Origin of the sequence: Anoxybacteroides voinovskiense, from assembly GCF_014196205.1 — a bacterium.
GTDB classification, from domain to species: domain Bacteria; phylum Bacillota; class Bacilli; order Bacillales; family Anoxybacillaceae; genus Anoxybacteroides; species Anoxybacteroides voinovskiense.
The window spans coordinates 108,128-124,454 of the sequence record NZ_JACIDE010000003.1 but is presented as its reverse complement, the minus strand read 5'-3'; the positions used below and the strand labels follow the sequence as shown (position 1 = coordinate 124,454).

Sequence of the window (16,327 nt, the reverse complement as noted above, 5' to 3'; positions counted from 1 at the left end):
ATTTACTAATTTTGTAAGCTGTGCAACGCTAGTGGACAGCCTTTTTCTATCACCATATATACGCACGAAATAACAACAAACAATCTATATGTTGTGTTCCGTTTAAGGGCAGGCGACCTTTTGATTCAGTCTTTATTACATATTCCGACGGTACTGACCGCCGACTTCGTATAACGCTTTCGTAATTTGCCCGAGGCTCGCTACTTTGACCGTTTCCATCAATTCCGCGAAAATGTTACCGCCGCTCACCGCGACATGTTTCAATCGCTTCAACGCTTCGTCCACTTTGTCTTTATTTCGCTCTTGGAACGCTCGTAAATTCGTAATTTGTAATTCTTTTTCTTCGTAAGAAGCGCGAGCTAATTGAATGTTGTTTAATTCTTCTTCTGACGGCGGATTTGGGTTTAAATACGTATTGACGCCGATGATTGGCAATTCGCCGCTATGCTTTTTCATTTCATAATACATCGATTCGTCTTGGATTTTGCCGCGTTGATATTGCATTTCCATCGCGCCTAATACGCCGCCGCGGTCGTTGAGCCGCTCAAATTCTTGCAATACTGCTTCTTCGACTAAGTCCGTCAACTCTTCAATAATGAACGAACCTTGCAGCGGATTTTCATTTTTCGTTAACCCATGCTCTTTTGTAATGATCAGCTGAATCGCCATTGCCCGACGGACCGACTCTTCGGTTGGTGTCGTAATCGCTTCGTCGTAGGCGTTTGTATGCAATGAGTTGCAGTTATCATGAAGGGCCATTAACGCCTGCAACGTCGTGCGAATGTCGTTAAAGTCAATTTCTTGCGCATGGAGCGAGCGACCGGACGTTTGCACGTGATATTTCAATTTTTGGCTCCGCTCGTTTGCCCCATATTTTTCGCGCATGACGACCGCCCAAATGCGGCGGGCGACACGACCGATGACAGAATACTCTGGGTCTAAGCCGTTGCTAAAGAAAAACGATAAGTTTGGCGCAAAATCATCAATGTGCATGCCCCGGCTTAAATAATATTCGACATACGTAAAGCCGTTCGCTAATGTGAACGCTAGCTGCGTAATCGGGTTTGCTCCCGCTTCGGCAATATGGTAGCCGGAAATCGAGACAGAGTAATAGTTACGCACTTTATGCTGAATAAAGTACTCTTGAATGTCCCCCATCATTTTCAGCGCAAATTCGGTCGAGAAAATGCACGTATTTTGTCCCTGGTCTTCTTTTAAAATATCGGCTTGCACCGTGCCGCGCACCGTTTGTAGCGTCCATGCTTTCACTTCTTCGTATTCTTCTTTCGTCAGCGGACGACCAAGCTCTTGTTCGCGTTTTTCGACTTGTTGTTCAATTGCTGTATTCATAAACATCGCTAAAATAATCGGCGCTGGTCCGTTAATTGTCATCGACACAGACGTCGATGGATGACACAAATCAAAGCCTTTATATAATCGCTTCATGTCGTCGAGCGTACAGACGCTGACGCCGCTTTCGCCGACTTTTCCGAAAATGTCTGGACGGTATTGTGGGTCTTCGCCGTATAACGTTACCGAGTCAAACGCTGTACTTAAACGCTTCGCCGGATCGTCTTTACATAAATAGTGGAAGCGGCGGTTCGTTCGCTCTGGCGTTCCTTCTCCCGCAAACTGCCGTTTCGGATCTTCCCCTTGCCGCTTAAATGGGAAGACGCCAGCCGTGTATGGGAAATAACCAGGAACGTTTTCTTTATACACCCAGCGCAAAATTTCCCCATAGTCTTTAAATTTCGGCAGCGCTACTTTCGGAATGTCTAGCCCCGCAAGGCTTTTCGTCGTCAATTCGGTGACGATTTCTTTGTCGCGAATTTTCGTGACAAATTGTTTCGCACGATATTTCGCTTTCACGTCTTCCCACGACCCGAGAATTCGCTTCGATTCCGCAGTTAACTCGTTTTCGTAATGCTGTTTTAACGCCTCTAGCGACGCAATCACTTCTTCTTGCCCGCGCTCTTTCGCTGCCGCCATCGCCCCTTCGATTTGGAACAAGCGGCGAGCAAGTTCGCTTTGTTTTTCCACATATTTATGGTAATTGCGCACCGTATCGGCAATTTCGCGCAAATAATGGCGGCGTTCGTTCGGAATAATGACGTTTTGTTTTTGCACGTCTGCGACGGTTTCGAGCGTCGTCGTCCAGTTCGTACCTGCTTTTTTATTAATTAAATCAATCAAAGCGACAAAAAGCGTATTCGTGCCTGGGTCGTTAAATTGGCTTGCAATCGTTCCGTACACCGGCATTTCCGATAACTCTTTATCAAATAGTTGGTGGCTGCGTTGGTATTGCTTTTGCACTTGCCGTTTGGCATCTTCTGAGCCTTTTCGCTCAAATTTATTAATGACGATGAGGTCGGCATAGTCAATCATGTCGATTTTCTCTAGCTGTGTCGGCGCCCCGAACTCACTTGTCATGACATACATAGAAATGTCGCTCACTTCGGTAATCGCCGCATCACCTTGACCGATGCCGCTCGTTTCAACGATGATTAAGTCAAATCCAGCCGCTTTCACGACTTGAATCGCTTCTTTAATCGCCAGCGACAACTCCGAGCGCGAATGGCGCGTCGCTAAACTGCGCATGTAGACGCGTGGCGAGTTGATGGAGTTCATGCGAATGCGGTCGCCAAGTAGCGCACCACCTGTTTTTTGCTTCGTCGGGTCAACCGATAAAATCGCCACTTTTTTCTCCGGAATTTCGTTTAAAAAGCGGCGGACGAGTTCATCGGTTAATGAGCTTTTTCCTGCGCCGCCCGTTCCGGTAATGCCGACGACTGGCACGTGTTTTGCCATTTCTTTTACTTTCCCGAGTACGCGTTCGATCGTCGCGGCTGCTTCATCGGTTGCATCTAGCAAGTTTTCACAAACGGTAATAAGCCGAGCGACCGCTTGCACATCGCCGTTCGGGAGGCGTTCTAGTTCGTCCGTCAGCTGCTTTACCGTCGGGAAATCACACTCTTCTAACATGACGTTAATCATGCCTTGCAACCCGAGCACGCGCCCGTCTTCCGGTGAAAAAATGCGGGCGATGCCGTAGTCGTGCAATTCTTTGATCTCTTTTGGAATGATGACGCCGCCCCCGCCGCCGTAAATGCGGATATGGGAGGCGCCGCGTTCTTTTAATAAGTCATACATATATTTAAAAAATTCCATATGGCCGCCTTGGTAAGAAGAGACGGCAATGCCTTGCACATCTTCTTGGATGGCGGCATTGACAATCTCCTCTGCTGAGCGGTTATGCCCTAAATGAATAACTTCTGCGCCGCTTGCTTGCAAAATACGGCGCATAATATTGATCGAGGCATCATGGCCATCGAATAAGCTGGAGGCTGTCACAAAACGAACATGATGTTTCGGCCGATAAATGTGTGCCATCCTCTCTCTCCCCCTTTGTCGTTATGACCGTTTCTCCAAAATACCCCTTAACAACAATTGCGTTTGTAGTTCGATGTACTCCTCTAACGTATACATTTTATGCAGCGCCCAGCGGCGGAACGCCCACATTTGTCCGAGCACGAAAATATCGTGAGCAAACAGCTGAATTTCCCGCTCGGTTAAGGAAAACGCCCCGTTTTCGACACATTCTCGCAAAATGTTTTCAAAAATCTTCACCATTTGTAACTCTTTGTTCAACACGTACGGCAGCGAATCTTTCGTTAATGACTTTACTTCTTGGTACATGACGAGCACTTCGTCTTGCAAATCGTCAATGACTTTGAAGTAGCGAGCGATGGCAAGCTTTAAGCTTTCAATCGTACCATGGTGCGTGCCGATATCTTTTTCGAGCCGTTCGTATACTTCATCGTAAATGCGGTCGCACACTAAATAAAGCACATCTTCTTTTTGGCGGATATATTCATACAGCGTGCCGATACTAAACCCTGATGCTTTGGCAATTTCCCGCGTTGTCGTCCGATGGAACCCTTTTTGTTTAAACAGAGCGATCGCGCCTTTAATCATTTCGTTGCGCCGCTTTTTGACGAGCCGTTCGTCTTTGACCGAAGCCGGCACTTCCCGTTTTTTCATGTTCATCGTCAATCGCTCCATTATTCTTTTGTTAACATCCGTGAAATGACGAGCCGCTGAATTTCTTGCGTTCCTTCATAAATTTGCGTAATTTTTGCGTCGCGCATAAACCGCTCTACTGGATAATCTTTCGTATAGCCATATCCGCCAAAAATTTGTACCGCATCGACCGTGACTTTCATTGCCGTGTCTCCTGCAAACAGCTTCGCCATCGCCGACGCTTTTCCGTATGGAAGGTTGTTTGATTCGAGCCATGCTGCTTGGTATGTCAATAGCCGCGCCGCTTCGACTGCCGTTGCCATGTCCGCTAATTTAAATCCTACCCCTTGTTGTTCCGCGATTGGTTTGCCAAATTGCACGCGCCCTTTCGCGTATTCGACGGCTGCATCGAGCGCGCCTTGGGCGATGCCGACCGCTTGCGCCGCGATGCCGTTGCGACCGCCGTCTAATGTCATCATCGCAATTTTAAATCCTTCCCCTTCTTGCCCAAGCAAGTTTTCTTTCGGAACACGGCAATCTTCGAAAATGAGCTCCGTTGTCGGTGACGAACGAATGCCTAGTTTTTTCTCTTTTTTGCCGATCGAAAAGCCTGGTGTGCCTTTTTCGATAATGAAGGCGCTAATGCCTCTATGTTTTTTTTCCGGGTCTGTCACAGCAAAGACAACGTAAATGTCCGCTTCGCCACCGTTTGTAATCCATACTTTCGAGCCGTTAATGACGTAATGGTCGCCGTCTAATACCGCTCTCGTTTTCATCGAGGAAACGTCTGACCCTGCGCCCGGTTCCGAAAGACCGTATGCGCCAAGCTTTTCTCCTGTCGCTAGCGCCCGTAAATACGTTTGTTTTTGTTCCTCTGTGCCAAATTTATAAATCGGCCAGCTCGCAAGGGAAATGTGCGCCGACAACGTTACCCCTGTCGATGCGCATACTTTCGATAGTTCTTCTACGGCGATGACATACGCTAAATAATCGCTACCAATGCCGCCGTATTCTTCCGGCCACGGAATGCCTGTTAACCCTAGTTCCGCCATTTTATCGAAAATTTCACGATCAAACCGCTCCTCTTCGTCGCGCTCTGCCGCTGTCGGTGCTACTTCATTTTTCGCAAATTCGCGCACCATTTTTCGTATCATTTCATGCTCTTCGGTTAATTGAAAATTCATCGTCCTCTCCCCCGTTTCTTTTATAGTTGCTCACGAGTGTTGATTACCCAATATTTTACTAAAAACACAGAATCATTTGACTGAACACAAGCTTTTCTGCCTCTTCCCTCGAACAAGAACGCCGGCGGGCAAATGTCATTTGCCCGCAAAGCGTTCATTGTTCGAGGAGAGCATGCGTACAGCATGCCCAGTCGGCAAGCGAACCGCTTGTCGACTACGGCAGAAAAGCTAGGAATACAGCAATTTCAACTGGTTTTTAATGGTTAATCAACACGCCTGATAGTTGCTTGCTAATGACTAAGCGCTGAATTTCGCTCGTTCCTTCGTAAATTTCGCAAATTTTCGCATCGCGGAATAAGCGCTCCACCGGATAGTCTTCGGTATAGCCGTTGCCACCGAAAATTTGCACCGCTTCAATCGCATTTTCCATCGCTGCTCTTGATGCGAACAATTTCGCCATCGATGCTTCTTTGCTGCAGGAAAGTCCTTTCGTCCGCAAAAAGGCAGCACGATATACTAACAGTTTCGCAGCTTCGACCGCTGTCGCCATATCGGCTAGTTTAAATGCAATTCCTTGCTGCTCGGCGATTGGTTTGCCAAATTGAATTCGCTCTTTCGCGTAGGCGGTCGCGTATTCCAATGCGGCTTCGGCAATGCCAAGCGACTGGGCAGCGATGCCGATGCGGCCGACGTCAAGGTTTGCCATCGCAATTTTAAATCCTTGTCCTTCTTCGCCTAATAAATTTTCCGCTGGCACTTTTGCATCTTCAAACGAAATTTGTACTGTTCGTGAACCGTGCAAGCCCATTTTCTTTTCGTCTTTGCCGATAATAAACCCTGGCGTATCTTTTTCGACGATAAAGGCAGAAATGCCGCGGCTCCCCGTTTCGTCTGGATTCGTGCGGGCAAATACGATGTACGTATCCGCTTCGCCGCCGTTTGTAATAAACACTTTTGAGCCGTTTAAAATGTAATAGTCGCCTTGGCGAACAGCTTTCGTTTTCAAACTTTTCGCATCCGATCCAGCGCTTGGCTCGGTGAGGCAAAAGGCGCCAAGATATTCCCCGCTCGCAAGCTTTGGCACGTATTTTCGTTTTTGTTCCTCTGTCCCGAAATAGAGGATTGGATTGGTGCCAACGGACGTATGCACCGATAAAATGACGCCGACGGTTGCACTGACTTTTGAAATTTCATGAATGGCAATGATATATGATGTAAAATCCATGCCGGCGCCGCCGTATTCTTCTGGAATCGTAATTCCCATTAACCCGAGTTCCGCCATTTTTTTTAAAATTGGCCGCGGAAACTCTCCTTTTTCCATGCGCTCAACAAATGGAGCAATTTCGCTCGCCGCAAATTCACGCACCATGTTGCGCATCATTTCTTGCTCTTCTGTGAAACGTAAATTCATGTATGCCACCTTCTTTGCTGTCCGTTTATTCGTACGTATAAAATCCTTTGCCTGTTTTTCTGCCTAGCCAGCCGGCTTTCACGTATTTACGCAACAATGGGCATGGGCGATATTTGTCGTCGCCAAATCCTTCATGAAGCGTTTCCATAATGTATAAGCACGTATCAAGCCCGATAAAATCCGCAAGCGTCAGCGGCCCCATCGGATGATTCATGCCGAGCTTCATCACTTCGTCAATCGCTTCTTTCGTCGCTACTCCTTCGTACAACGCATAAATTGCTTCGTTAATCATCGGCATTAAAATACGGTTCGAAATAAAGCCTGGAAAATCGTTCACTTCGACTGGCACTTTATTTAATTTGCGCGTCATCGCTTCGATTGTTTCATACACTTCCGGCGCTGTCGCCAGCCCGCGAATAATTTCGACAAGCTTCATCACTGGAACTGGATTCATAAAGTGCATGCCGATGACTTTTTCCGGCCGCTTCGTCGCAGCGGCAATTTCTGTAATCGGCAGCGATGACGTGTTTGTCGCTAAAATCGCATGCGGCGGTGTGATTTCATCGAGTTGCGCAAACAACGATGTTTTTACTTCCATGTTTTCGACAACCGCTTCAATGACTAAATCCACTTCGCGTGCATTTTGCAAATCGACCGATGGTGTAATGCGCTGTAAAATGTTCGATTTTTCTTCTTCCGTCATTTTTCCTTTTTCGACTTGGCGCGTTAAGTTTTTCGTAATTGTCGCAAGTCCACGCTCGACATATGTTTCTTGTAAATCGTGTAAAAACACATCATACCCTGCCATCGCACATACTTGGGCAATGCCGGATCCCATTTGGCCGGCACCGACTACCATTACTTTTTGAACATCCATCCGCAAATCCCCCATCTACTGATTTTTCGTCTTTCGTATTCGTTAATCGACTTGAACCATGACGGCATCGCCTTGGCCGCCACCGCTACAAATCGCTGCAATGCCAAGCCCGCCGCCGCGGCGTTTTAATTCGTGAATGAGCGTGATAATGATGCGTGCACCGCTTGCGCCGATTGGGTGTCCTAGCGCAACGGCTCCGCCGTTGACGTTCACTTTCTCTGGATCGAGCCCAGCGATTTGGATGCTCGCGAGTGCGACTGCGGCGAACGCTTCATTAATTTCAAATAAGTCGATCTCTGCCGCGGTTTTGCCCGTTTTTCGTAATAGCTCGTTAATGACAAGCCCTGGCGTTTTCGGGAAATCTTTCGCTTCGACAGCGATCGACGCATGGGCGACAATCGTCGCAAGCGGCGTTCTCCCTTCACGCAGCGCCCGCTCTTCGCTCATTAACACAAGCGCGGCTGCTCCGTCGTTGACGCCTGGGGCGTTTCCGGCAGTAATTGTTCCTGTCGGGTCGAATACTGGAGAGAGCTTCGCTAATTTTTCAAGCGATGTGTCTTTGCGCGGCGATTCATCGTCTGTGACAACGAGCGGTTCGCCTTTTCGTTGCGGAATTTCGACTGGGACGATTTCTTCCGCAAGAACCCCTGCCTCTATTGCCGCAATCGCCCGCTGGTGGCTCCGGTATGCCCACGCATCTTGCGCTTCACGGGAAATTTCTAGTTCTTTTGCCGTTTCTCCGCCGTATATGCCCATATGCACCCCAGTAAAGCTGCACGTTAATCCGTCATATACCATTAAATCTTTCACCGTCGAATCGCCCATGCGCAATCCCCAGCGCGCTTTCGGTAACACATATGGTGCGTTGCTCATCGACTCCATCCCACCAGCGACGATTACTTCGCCGTCGCCTGCGCGAATAATTTGATCTGCTAAAGTGACACTACGCATCCCAGAAGCGCATACTTTGTTAATCGTTTCGGTGCGCACTTCCCACGGAATACCTGCATAACGAGCCGCTTGCCGCGAAGGAAGCTGCCCTTGCCCCCCTTGTAACACCGTACCTAAAATGACTTCGTCTACTTGTGCAGCGCTTACATTTGCGCGCGCTAACGCTTCTTTTACTGCGATTCCTCCTAACTGAGCAGCACTAAACGTGCTTAACCCTCCACCAAATTTCCCAAATGGTGTGCGTACTCCGCTTAAAATGACCGTTTTCCCCATCGTCCTCTCCCCCTTGAAAAATATATAGATGCCCAAGCGCTACCAAAACGGCAACGGCGTGAGCGAAAGAAAGCGATTACAAATCACCGACTGAACGTTCGCTCAGTGTGTGTCGTTTAGGAGGAAGGTGTTTCACACACCTTCCTTTCTATTATACCAACTATTTTAAAAAATACGAATTATTTATGCAATTTTTTTATGAAGCAACTTCTTTTTTATCTCCAAACACAGCTTTTTCAAGCAGTTCCGCAATGTCATACGTCGCGACTTTCTCCTCGACTTCTTTCGCTTTCGTTCCATCGCTTAACATCGTTAAGCAGTACGGACAGCCGGAACTGATGACGGTTGGGTTGACCGCTAACGCCTGCTCCGTGCGTGCGACGTTAATGCGCGTGCCTGTCGTTTCTTCCATCCACATTAAGCCACCACCCGCACCGCAGCACATTCCTTTTTCGCGGTTGCGTTCCATCTCAACAAGTTTCACTCCAGGAATCGCTCGCAAAATGTTGCGCGGCTGCTCGTACACTTCGTTGTAGCGGCCAAGATAACAAGAATCGTGGAAAGTAATCGTTTCGTTTACTTCGTATTTCGGCACTAGCCGCCCTTCTTCGACAAGCTTCGCTAACAATTCGGTATGATGGTACACTTCTGCTTCAAAGCCGAAATCCGGATATTCGTTTTTAAACGTGTTGTATGCATGCGGGTCGATCGTGACGATTTTTTTCACGCCGGCTTTTTCGAATTCGGCGATGTTATTCGTCACTAATTCTTGGAATAAAAATTCGTTCCCTAAACGGCGCGGCGTGTCGCCAGAGTTTTTCTCTTTATTGCCTAAAATCGCAAATTTGACGCCTGCTTCGTTTAACAAACGGGCAAAAGCTAAGGCAATTTTTTGACTGCGGTTATCAAACGACCCCATCGAGCCGACCCAGAATAAGTATTCGAATTCTTCGCCGGCCTTTTGCATTTCTTTTACCGTTGGAATATGCACGTCTTCGCGCAATTCACGCCAATTTTCTTTTTCTTTTCGGTTGAGTCCCCATGGGTTGCCTTGGCGTTCGATATTGGTCATCGCCCGTTGCGCATCTGGGTTCATTTTTCCTTCCGTTAACACGAGGTAGCGGCGAAGGTCGATAATTTTATCGACATGTTCGTTCATGACCGGGCATTGATCTTCGCAGTTGCGGCATGTCGTACAGGCCCAAATTTCTTCCTCTGTGATGACATCCCCAATCAAGTTCGGCATTTCGACCGTAGCTGCTTGTTCTCCGTATCCGGCAAACGCAAGCTGGTTCCCTTTTGTATGTTTAAACGCAAATACTGGCACCCAAGGCGCTTTTGACGTGACCGCTGCCCCTTTTTCTGTTAAGTGGTCACGCATTTTTAAAATTAAGTCCATTGGCGATAACATTTTTCCTGTTCCTGTCGCCGGACACATGCTTGTACAGCGACCGCACTCGACACAGGCATATAAATCAATGAGCTGCGTTTGTTTAAAGTCTTCAATTCTTCCGACGCCAAACGACTCTTGCGTTTCGTCTTCAAAATTAATTTTCTCCAGCTTCGGACGCGACAACCGGCTGAAAAAGACGTTCACCGGCCCTGCAATTAAATGTGCATGCTTCGATTGTGGAACGTATACTAAGAAAGTAAGTAAAATGAGTAAGTGCACCCACCAAGCAACGTAAAAGAGAACGGTCGCCCCTGTTTTTCCGACCCATGAAAATGCCCCAGCGACAAGGGAAGCAACTGGCTCGCTCCATGTCGCGTCTTCGCCATGCCAAATCATGCTCATGCCGTTTCCGAATAATACCGAAAGCATCAATCCGCCGATAAAAATTAACACAAGTCCTGCTTTAAAGTCGCGCTTTAAGCGGACAAGCTTTTCGATGTAACGGCGGTAAAACGCCCAAAACACCGCAAGCAAAATAAGCAATGTCACAATTTCTTGGAAAAACGTAAAGCTTGGATAAAGCGGCCCGAGCGGTAAATGTCCTTCTGGAATAAGCCCTTTAATAATAAAATCAATCGCGCCAAACTGGACGAGAATAAACCCGTAAAAAAAGATGACGTGAATCAAGCCGCTTTTTTTATCTTTTAACAACTTTTTCTGACCAAACACATTCACCCAAATTTTTTCGAGGCGCTCTTTGACCTTTTGGTCAAACTCGACTTTTTTGCCTAGCTTAATATAGGCGATGCGCGTTTTCACTAAATACACAAACAAATGTAATGCGTAAGCGGTTACAAATAAAAACGCAAGAAAATTAACAATAAGTAACGAATTCACCATGTAACTCCCCTTTCCCCCTTTATGGCACTAAAGAAAAAATATTAACAACAAAAGGAATTTTCAGAATTATACCCCTTGGTTTTATTTTAATTATGAATGAGCATTCAGTCAACAATGTTTTTGCTGGCGAGCATGTTAATTTTTTTCATAACGGGTACATTAATGACATAATGACTTACAACATAGGAGGGACGTATGGTGGTATGGGTAGTTGCCATTTTGCTGCTTATCGCTCTTGATGAGTGGCTCGGTCGCCGACGAAAGCGACATGCTCCAAAAAAAGAATATCCGCTGCGGAAAAGCGACATAACGTTGTTTACTAATGGGCATCATTTATTCGCCGATTATTTCCTAGAAATACAAAAGGCAACGCACCATATTCACGTTTTGTTCTATATTGTCAAAACGGACGACATTAGTCAACAATTTTTTTCTCTTTTACAACAAAAGGCAAAAGAAGGGGTCGAGGTGCGGTTACTTGTCGATTGGATCGGCAGTTTTAGGCTACCTCGGAAAACGATTCGCTCCTTAAAGAAAAGCGGAGTGCGCTTTGCTTTTAGTCAAAAGCCGTCATTCCCTTACTTTTTTTATCAGCTCAATCGCCGCAATCATCGGAAAATCACGGTTATTGATGGAACGATCGGCTATATCGGCGGGTTTAATATCGGGAAAGAATACGTAGGGCAAGATGCTGATTTTGGCGATTGGCGCGACTATCATTTGAAAATATGCGGGGAAGGAGTAATAGATTTACAAGCGCAATTTTTGAAGGATTGGAAAGCTGCAACGACAGAAATGTTGCAACAGGAAACGCGGTATTTCCCAGAATTGCCGCGTGGAACAATTGTTCATCGGTTCATCGCGACAAACGGGGATGGGCTAGAAGAAGATTTTGCTCGCCTCATCCAGCAAGCGCAGCGGGAAATTATTATCGGTTCGCCGTATTTTATTCCAAGTAAAAAAGTGATGGGAGCACTAATCGATGCACGGAAACGAGGCGTAGCGGTGACCATTGTTGTGCCGCTAAAAGCCGATCATCTATTTGTAAAAGAAGCAGCGTTTCCGTACTTTTATCGATTATTGAAAAAAGGAGCGCGCATTTATCGGTTTTACCAAGGGTTTTATCATGCGAAAACGATTATTGTTGATGACGACATATGCGATATTGGGACGGCAAATTTTGATAAACGAAGCTTTTTTCTCAATGGGGAAATGAATTGTTTCATTTACGACCGAACATTCACTGAGCAAATGAAACGCGTCATCCGCCATGAATTATCACGTTCGGAGCCACTGACGCTTGACTGGTGGAAAAAGCGGTCGATATGGGAGCGGGGGAAGGAGTCCATTTCCACCCTTTTTTCCCAATGGTTATAGTAAAATGTTGGGGTCGCCCCCAACATTTTATTTCCATAACGTGCTAATCCATTCAAACGCTTTCATGCCTAAATAGACGCCGACGATACCGGAAATGCCTGCAAGTGCCGGCGGTGCCGGAATCGGCAAGCGGAATAACGTAAATAAAAAGCCAACGACCATACCGGTCAATAGTGATAAAATAATTTCTTTCATCGTAAAACATCTCCTCCATTTTTCCACTGTCGCATTTTTTCGACAAATATCTACTTCTATCGACAGCCATTACCCATCTTATCATACTATTTTCCAAATGTGGAGGCAAAAAAAGTGGATATATTTGTCTACCACAAATATACCCACTTTTCTTATTTATTATTATATTTCAAAAACAACGTCACATTTTTTCCGGTGCGGAGACGCCGATTAACTGTAGAGCATTTTGCAGCGTAATTTGCACGGCTTTCACTAACGCTAGACGCGCTTTCGTTTTGTCGACGTTTTCTTGGTCGATGACTTTCTCTGCATTGTAAAAGCTATGCAACGCCGACGCAAGCTCAAAAATATAGTTTGTCACACGATGCGGAGTGCGCTTAAGCGCTGCTTCGGCTACTGCTGTTGGAAACTCACCTAGCGTTTTCAATAGCTCTATTTCTTTTTCCGACTGGATATAGTCAAGCGCCAACTCACCGTCATACGACAAGTTTTGCTCTTCGCCTTGGCGAAGAATGCTGCATACGCGTGCATGCGCGTATTGCGCATAATATACTGGGTTTTCGTTCGATTGCGAAACCGCTAAATCCATATCAAAATCTAAATGCGTATCGCTTGAACGCATCGCAAAGAAATAGCGTGTGGCGTCTAATCCGACTTCCTCCATCAAATCGCGCATTGTGACCGCTTTGCCGGTTCGCTTGCTCATTTTCACTTTTTCGCCGTTTTGATACAAGCTAACGAGCTGAATAATTTCTACCTCTAACATGTCCGGATCATAGCCAAGCGCGGCAATCGCTGCTTTCATGCGCGGAATGTAGCCATGATGATCCGCGCCCCAAATGTTAATGATTTTTGTAAACCCGCGCTCAAGCTTGTCCTGATGGTACGCAATATCCGGCAATAAATACGTATACGTGCCGTCTTGTTTAATCAATACGCGATCTTTATCGTCGCCAAACGTCGTCGAGCGGAACCATGTCGCCCCGTCTTGTTCGTAAATGTGTCCTTGTTCGCGCAATGCTTGTAGCGCTTTTTCGATTTTCCCGTTATGGTAAAGCGACGTTTCCGAATACCAAACGTCAAAGCGGACGCGGAAATCAGCTAAATCTTTTTTAATTTTTTCCATTTCGTACGTTAAGCCGTATTCGCGGAATTGTTCTAATCTCTCTTTTTCATCCATTCCGACAAATTTATCGCCGTGTTCTGTTGCTAGCTTTTTCCCTAGCTCAATAATATCTTCGCCATAATACCCGTCTTCTGGCATTTCTTTTTCCAACCCGAGCGCTTGGAAATAGCGAGCTTCGACCGATTTTGCCAAGTTGGCAATTTGGTTGCCGGCATCGTTAATATAATATTCGCGCGTCACGTCAAATCCGGCTTTCGCTAAAATGTTGCATAACGAATCGCCGACCGCTGCCCCGCGCGCATGGCCTAAATGCAAGCTCCCCGTTGGATTAGCGGACACGAACTCAACTTGCACTTTTTGTCCGTTGCCAACATTCGTTTCGCCATACGACGCTCCTGCCGTTAAAATCGTCGGAATTAAGTTCGTTAAGTAACGGTTGTCCATGTAAAAGTTAATAAAGCCAGGTCCCGCAATGTCGATTTTTTCGACGGAAACGGCGCCTTGGTTAAAATGGCGAACGATTTCTTCTGCGATGATGCGCGGCGCTTTTTTCGCAACGCGGGCAAGCTGCATCGCCATATTGGTAGAATAATCGCCGTGCGCTTTTTCGCGCGGCACTTCTAAAATGACCGCAGGCATGTTTGCCTCATCCACAAGCCCTGCTTTCAGGACGGCTTGCTTAATTTCTTCTTTCAGCTTTTCTTTCATTTGTTCGACAATATTCATGTTCGTTCCTCCCTAAATAAAATCGTTACTTTATACCGGCCAGCATCGCGTTCTGCTAGCTGCAATATGTAAGAAAAAAATAGTTGACCTTTTTTCGCTTTTTCGTTGTATTGGTACCGCACTTCATCTGTTTTTGTTTTCAACGACCAGCGCGCCAGTTCGTTTTCATACGTCCCGACCGTTTCTTTATGCTTTCGGAACGTATGGCGCATTTTCACCGCGCCGGAACGAAGGACAACAACTTCGTCTTCGTGGATTTTTACCACATTTTTTACCGTTCGACCTTCATATTGCTCGTCAAATGTTAAATAGACCGTATCCCCTTTTATGTAGTATAAACCATTTGCTTCAACGACAACAGTTTCTTTTCGCAAACCGTCACGAATTTCCGTCACTTGCTTCAGCAAAATCGGCGTTCCATTCGTTCTCTCCATCGTTTCACACCTTGCTATATGAACTCTCATTAAGTATAAGAAAAGCCCGCAACACATGCAATAGGCGGTCTCGAGAAAGAGACCGCCTTTCATTTATGCTTTTAAGTTTTTCACCACGTTCCACGCAAAGCTAAGCACGCCAAGCGTGACGAGAACGCCGCCAGTAGCCGTAAGCGGAATCCATGACTCATGCCCGAAAACAACAAATGCGAGGCTAATCATCATTACTGGCAGCCCGATATTATGAAGCCAAACATGTGCTTTTGCCCATGTCGTCGCCGCGATTTGTGGAAATAAGTGATAAATAATACCTGCAAGCGTCAATGCTGTCCAGCCAAGCAAGTTAATATGGACGTGCACAGGCGTAAGTGTGAAGGAATGTGTCATTGACATATAAAGCCCTAAACAAACGCCAAGCGCAAAATAAACGGCAGAAATTTTGATCAAACGAACCCCCATCATCTCCCCTCCTTTCCCCTATTGGCAAAATGGAAATCGTACTTTACTATATGAGCCCATTCCTTGTCCTATGTCAAAAAAAATCCCCGTCCATTTAGACGGGGATTGACATTATTTCCGTTTTTGAACCCAACCAAGAAGCATTTCTCGCACAAGTTTGCTTGCTGTGTTGGCTGTTTGTTCGGAATGGTCATATACAGGCGCAACTTCGACTAAGTCCGCTCCGACAACGTGCACATCCGAGCGAGCAATTTCGTGAATGGCCGCGAGCAATTCTTTTGACGTAATGCCGCCTGCATCTACCGTCCCTGTCCCTGGTGCATGCGCTGGGTCTAGTACGTCGATGTCGATCGTGACGTACACCGGACGACCCGCAAGCGTTGGCAGCACTTCTTTTAACGGCTCTAATACTTCAAATTTGGCAATGTACATGCCGTTTTCTTTCGCCCACTCAAATTCTTCTTTCATGCCGGAACGAATGCCAAACGAGTATACGTTTTTTGGGCCAATCAGCTCGGCAATTTTACGAATCGGCGTCGAGTGCGACAACGGCTCGCCTTCGTAATGCTCGCGCAAATCGGTATGCGCGTCCATATGAATAATCGCTAAATCGGGATATTTTTTATATACCGCTTTCATGACCGGCCACGACACTAAATGCTCGCCGCCAAGACCAAGCGGGAATTTGTCTGCGGCCAACAGACGGTCGACAAACTCTTCAATCATGTCTAAACTGCGCTGGGCGTTGCCGAATGGAAGCGGAATATCGCCAGCATCAAAATATTTTACTTCTTCTAGTTCACGGTCTAAATACGGGCTATATTCTTCTAACCCAATCGATACTTCGCGAATGCGCGCAGGACCGAAGCGAGAACCTGGGCGGTAGCTGACCGTCCAGTCCATCGGCATGCCGTAAATGACCGCTTCGCTCTCTTCAAAATTCGGATGGCTTTTAATAAAGACGTTGCCAGAATACGCTTCATCAAATCGCATGAAAAATC

Annotated in this window: 14 protein-coding genes; 2 read left to right on the top strand and 12 right to left on the bottom strand. The window is 46.6% G+C overall.

The annotated features are described in order from the left end of the window. Positions 1–135: 135 nt before the first annotated feature. Genes icmF through GGR02_RS02925 form a run of 3 tightly spaced genes read right to left on the bottom strand, consistent with a single transcriptional unit; the run spans position 136 to position 5,204 of the window. The gene (gene icmF, locus GGR02_RS02935; RefSeq protein ID WP_183183255.1) at positions 136–3,390 is read right to left on the bottom strand and encodes a fused isobutyryl-CoA mutase/GTPase IcmF; all 3,255 of its coding nucleotides are present in this window, start codon (positions 3,388–3,390) and stop codon (positions 136–138) included. A gap of 21 nt (positions 3,391–3,411) precedes the next feature. After that, the gene (locus tag GGR02_RS02930; RefSeq protein ID WP_183183326.1) at positions 3,412–4,041 is read right to left on the bottom strand and encodes a TetR/AcrR family transcriptional regulator; all 630 of its coding nucleotides are present in this window, start codon (positions 4,039–4,041) and stop codon (positions 3,412–3,414) included. A 20-nt stretch (positions 4,042–4,061) separates the two neighbouring features. Further along, complete coding sequence (locus tag GGR02_RS02925; RefSeq protein ID WP_183183254.1) at positions 4,062–5,204, bottom strand: acyl-CoA dehydrogenase; 1,143 nt, start codon at positions 5,202–5,204, stop codon at positions 4,062–4,064. Between the two features lie 132 nt (positions 5,205–5,336). Here GGR02_RS02925 and GGR02_RS17370 point away from each other — a divergent pair, with 132 nt between their 5' ends. Beyond that, positions 5,337–5,471, top strand: a complete 135-nt coding sequence (locus tag GGR02_RS17370; RefSeq protein ID WP_260174938.1) for a hypothetical protein — start codon at positions 5,337–5,339, stop codon at positions 5,469–5,471. Here the strand turns inward: GGR02_RS17370 and GGR02_RS02920 are convergent. The 4 genes from GGR02_RS02920 to GGR02_RS02905 all read right to left on the bottom strand — a co-directional run bounded on the left by GGR02_RS02920 (position 5,461) and on the right by GGR02_RS02905 (position 11,006). After that, positions 5,461–6,615: an acyl-CoA dehydrogenase gene (locus GGR02_RS02920; RefSeq protein ID WP_183183253.1), complete on the bottom strand. Its 1,155-nt coding sequence runs from the start codon at positions 6,613–6,615 to the stop codon at positions 5,461–5,463. The genes GGR02_RS17370 and GGR02_RS02920 overlap by 11 nt on opposite strands. Before the next feature lie 25 nt (positions 6,616–6,640). Next, complete coding sequence (locus GGR02_RS02915) at positions 6,641–7,492, bottom strand: 3-hydroxybutyryl-CoA dehydrogenase (protein ID WP_183183252.1); 852 nt, start codon at positions 7,490–7,492, stop codon at positions 6,641–6,643. A gap of 42 nt (positions 7,493–7,534) precedes the next feature. Continuing rightward, on the bottom strand, positions 7,535–8,716 hold the full coding sequence (locus GGR02_RS02910; RefSeq protein WP_183183251.1) for an acetyl-CoA C-acetyltransferase: 1,182 nt from the start codon (positions 8,714–8,716) through the stop codon (positions 7,535–7,537). A 196-nt stretch (positions 8,717–8,912) separates the two neighbouring features. Further along, complete coding sequence (locus GGR02_RS02905) at positions 8,913–11,006, bottom strand: (Fe-S)-binding protein (RefSeq protein ID WP_183183250.1); 2,094 nt, start codon at positions 11,004–11,006, stop codon at positions 8,913–8,915. A gap of 198 nt (positions 11,007–11,204) precedes the next feature. On the opposite strand from GGR02_RS02905, the gene cls reads away from it, so the two are divergent. After that, positions 11,205–12,386 (top strand): cardiolipin synthase, encoded by a 1,182-nt coding sequence (gene cls, locus GGR02_RS02900; protein WP_183183249.1) that lies wholly within the window; start codon positions 11,205–11,207, stop codon positions 12,384–12,386. A gap of 27 nt (positions 12,387–12,413) precedes the next feature. On the opposite strand, the gene GGR02_RS02895 is transcribed toward cls, so the two are convergent. From GGR02_RS02895 to speB, 5 genes are all read right to left on the bottom strand, one after another. Then, positions 12,414–12,581: a XapX domain-containing protein gene (locus tag GGR02_RS02895; protein ID WP_066322550.1), complete on the bottom strand. Its 168-nt coding sequence runs from the start codon at positions 12,579–12,581 to the stop codon at positions 12,414–12,416. A 181-nt stretch (positions 12,582–12,762) separates the two neighbouring features. Then, a complete protein-coding gene (gene argS, locus GGR02_RS02890; RefSeq protein WP_183183248.1) occupies positions 12,763–14,433 on the bottom strand; it encodes an arginine--tRNA ligase in 1,671 nt (556 codons plus the stop codon). Next, entirely contained in the window at positions 14,430–14,867 is a 438-nt protein-coding gene (locus GGR02_RS02885) for a YwiB family protein (RefSeq protein WP_183183247.1), read from the bottom strand. The genes argS and GGR02_RS02885 overlap by 4 nt, the downstream gene beginning before the upstream one ends. A 93-nt stretch (positions 14,868–14,960) precedes the next feature. Then, positions 14,961–15,326, bottom strand: coding sequence for a cytochrome-c oxidase (locus GGR02_RS02880; RefSeq protein ID WP_183183246.1), 366 nt, complete (start codon positions 15,324–15,326; stop codon positions 14,961–14,963). Between the two features lie 111 nt (positions 15,327–15,437). Next, positions 15,438–16,319 carry an agmatinase gene (gene speB, locus GGR02_RS02875; RefSeq protein ID WP_183183245.1) on the bottom strand — a complete coding sequence of 294 codons (882 nt, stop codon included), beginning with the start codon at positions 16,317–16,319 and terminating at the stop codon, positions 15,438–15,440. Between the last annotated feature and the right edge of the window lie 8 nt (positions 16,320–16,327).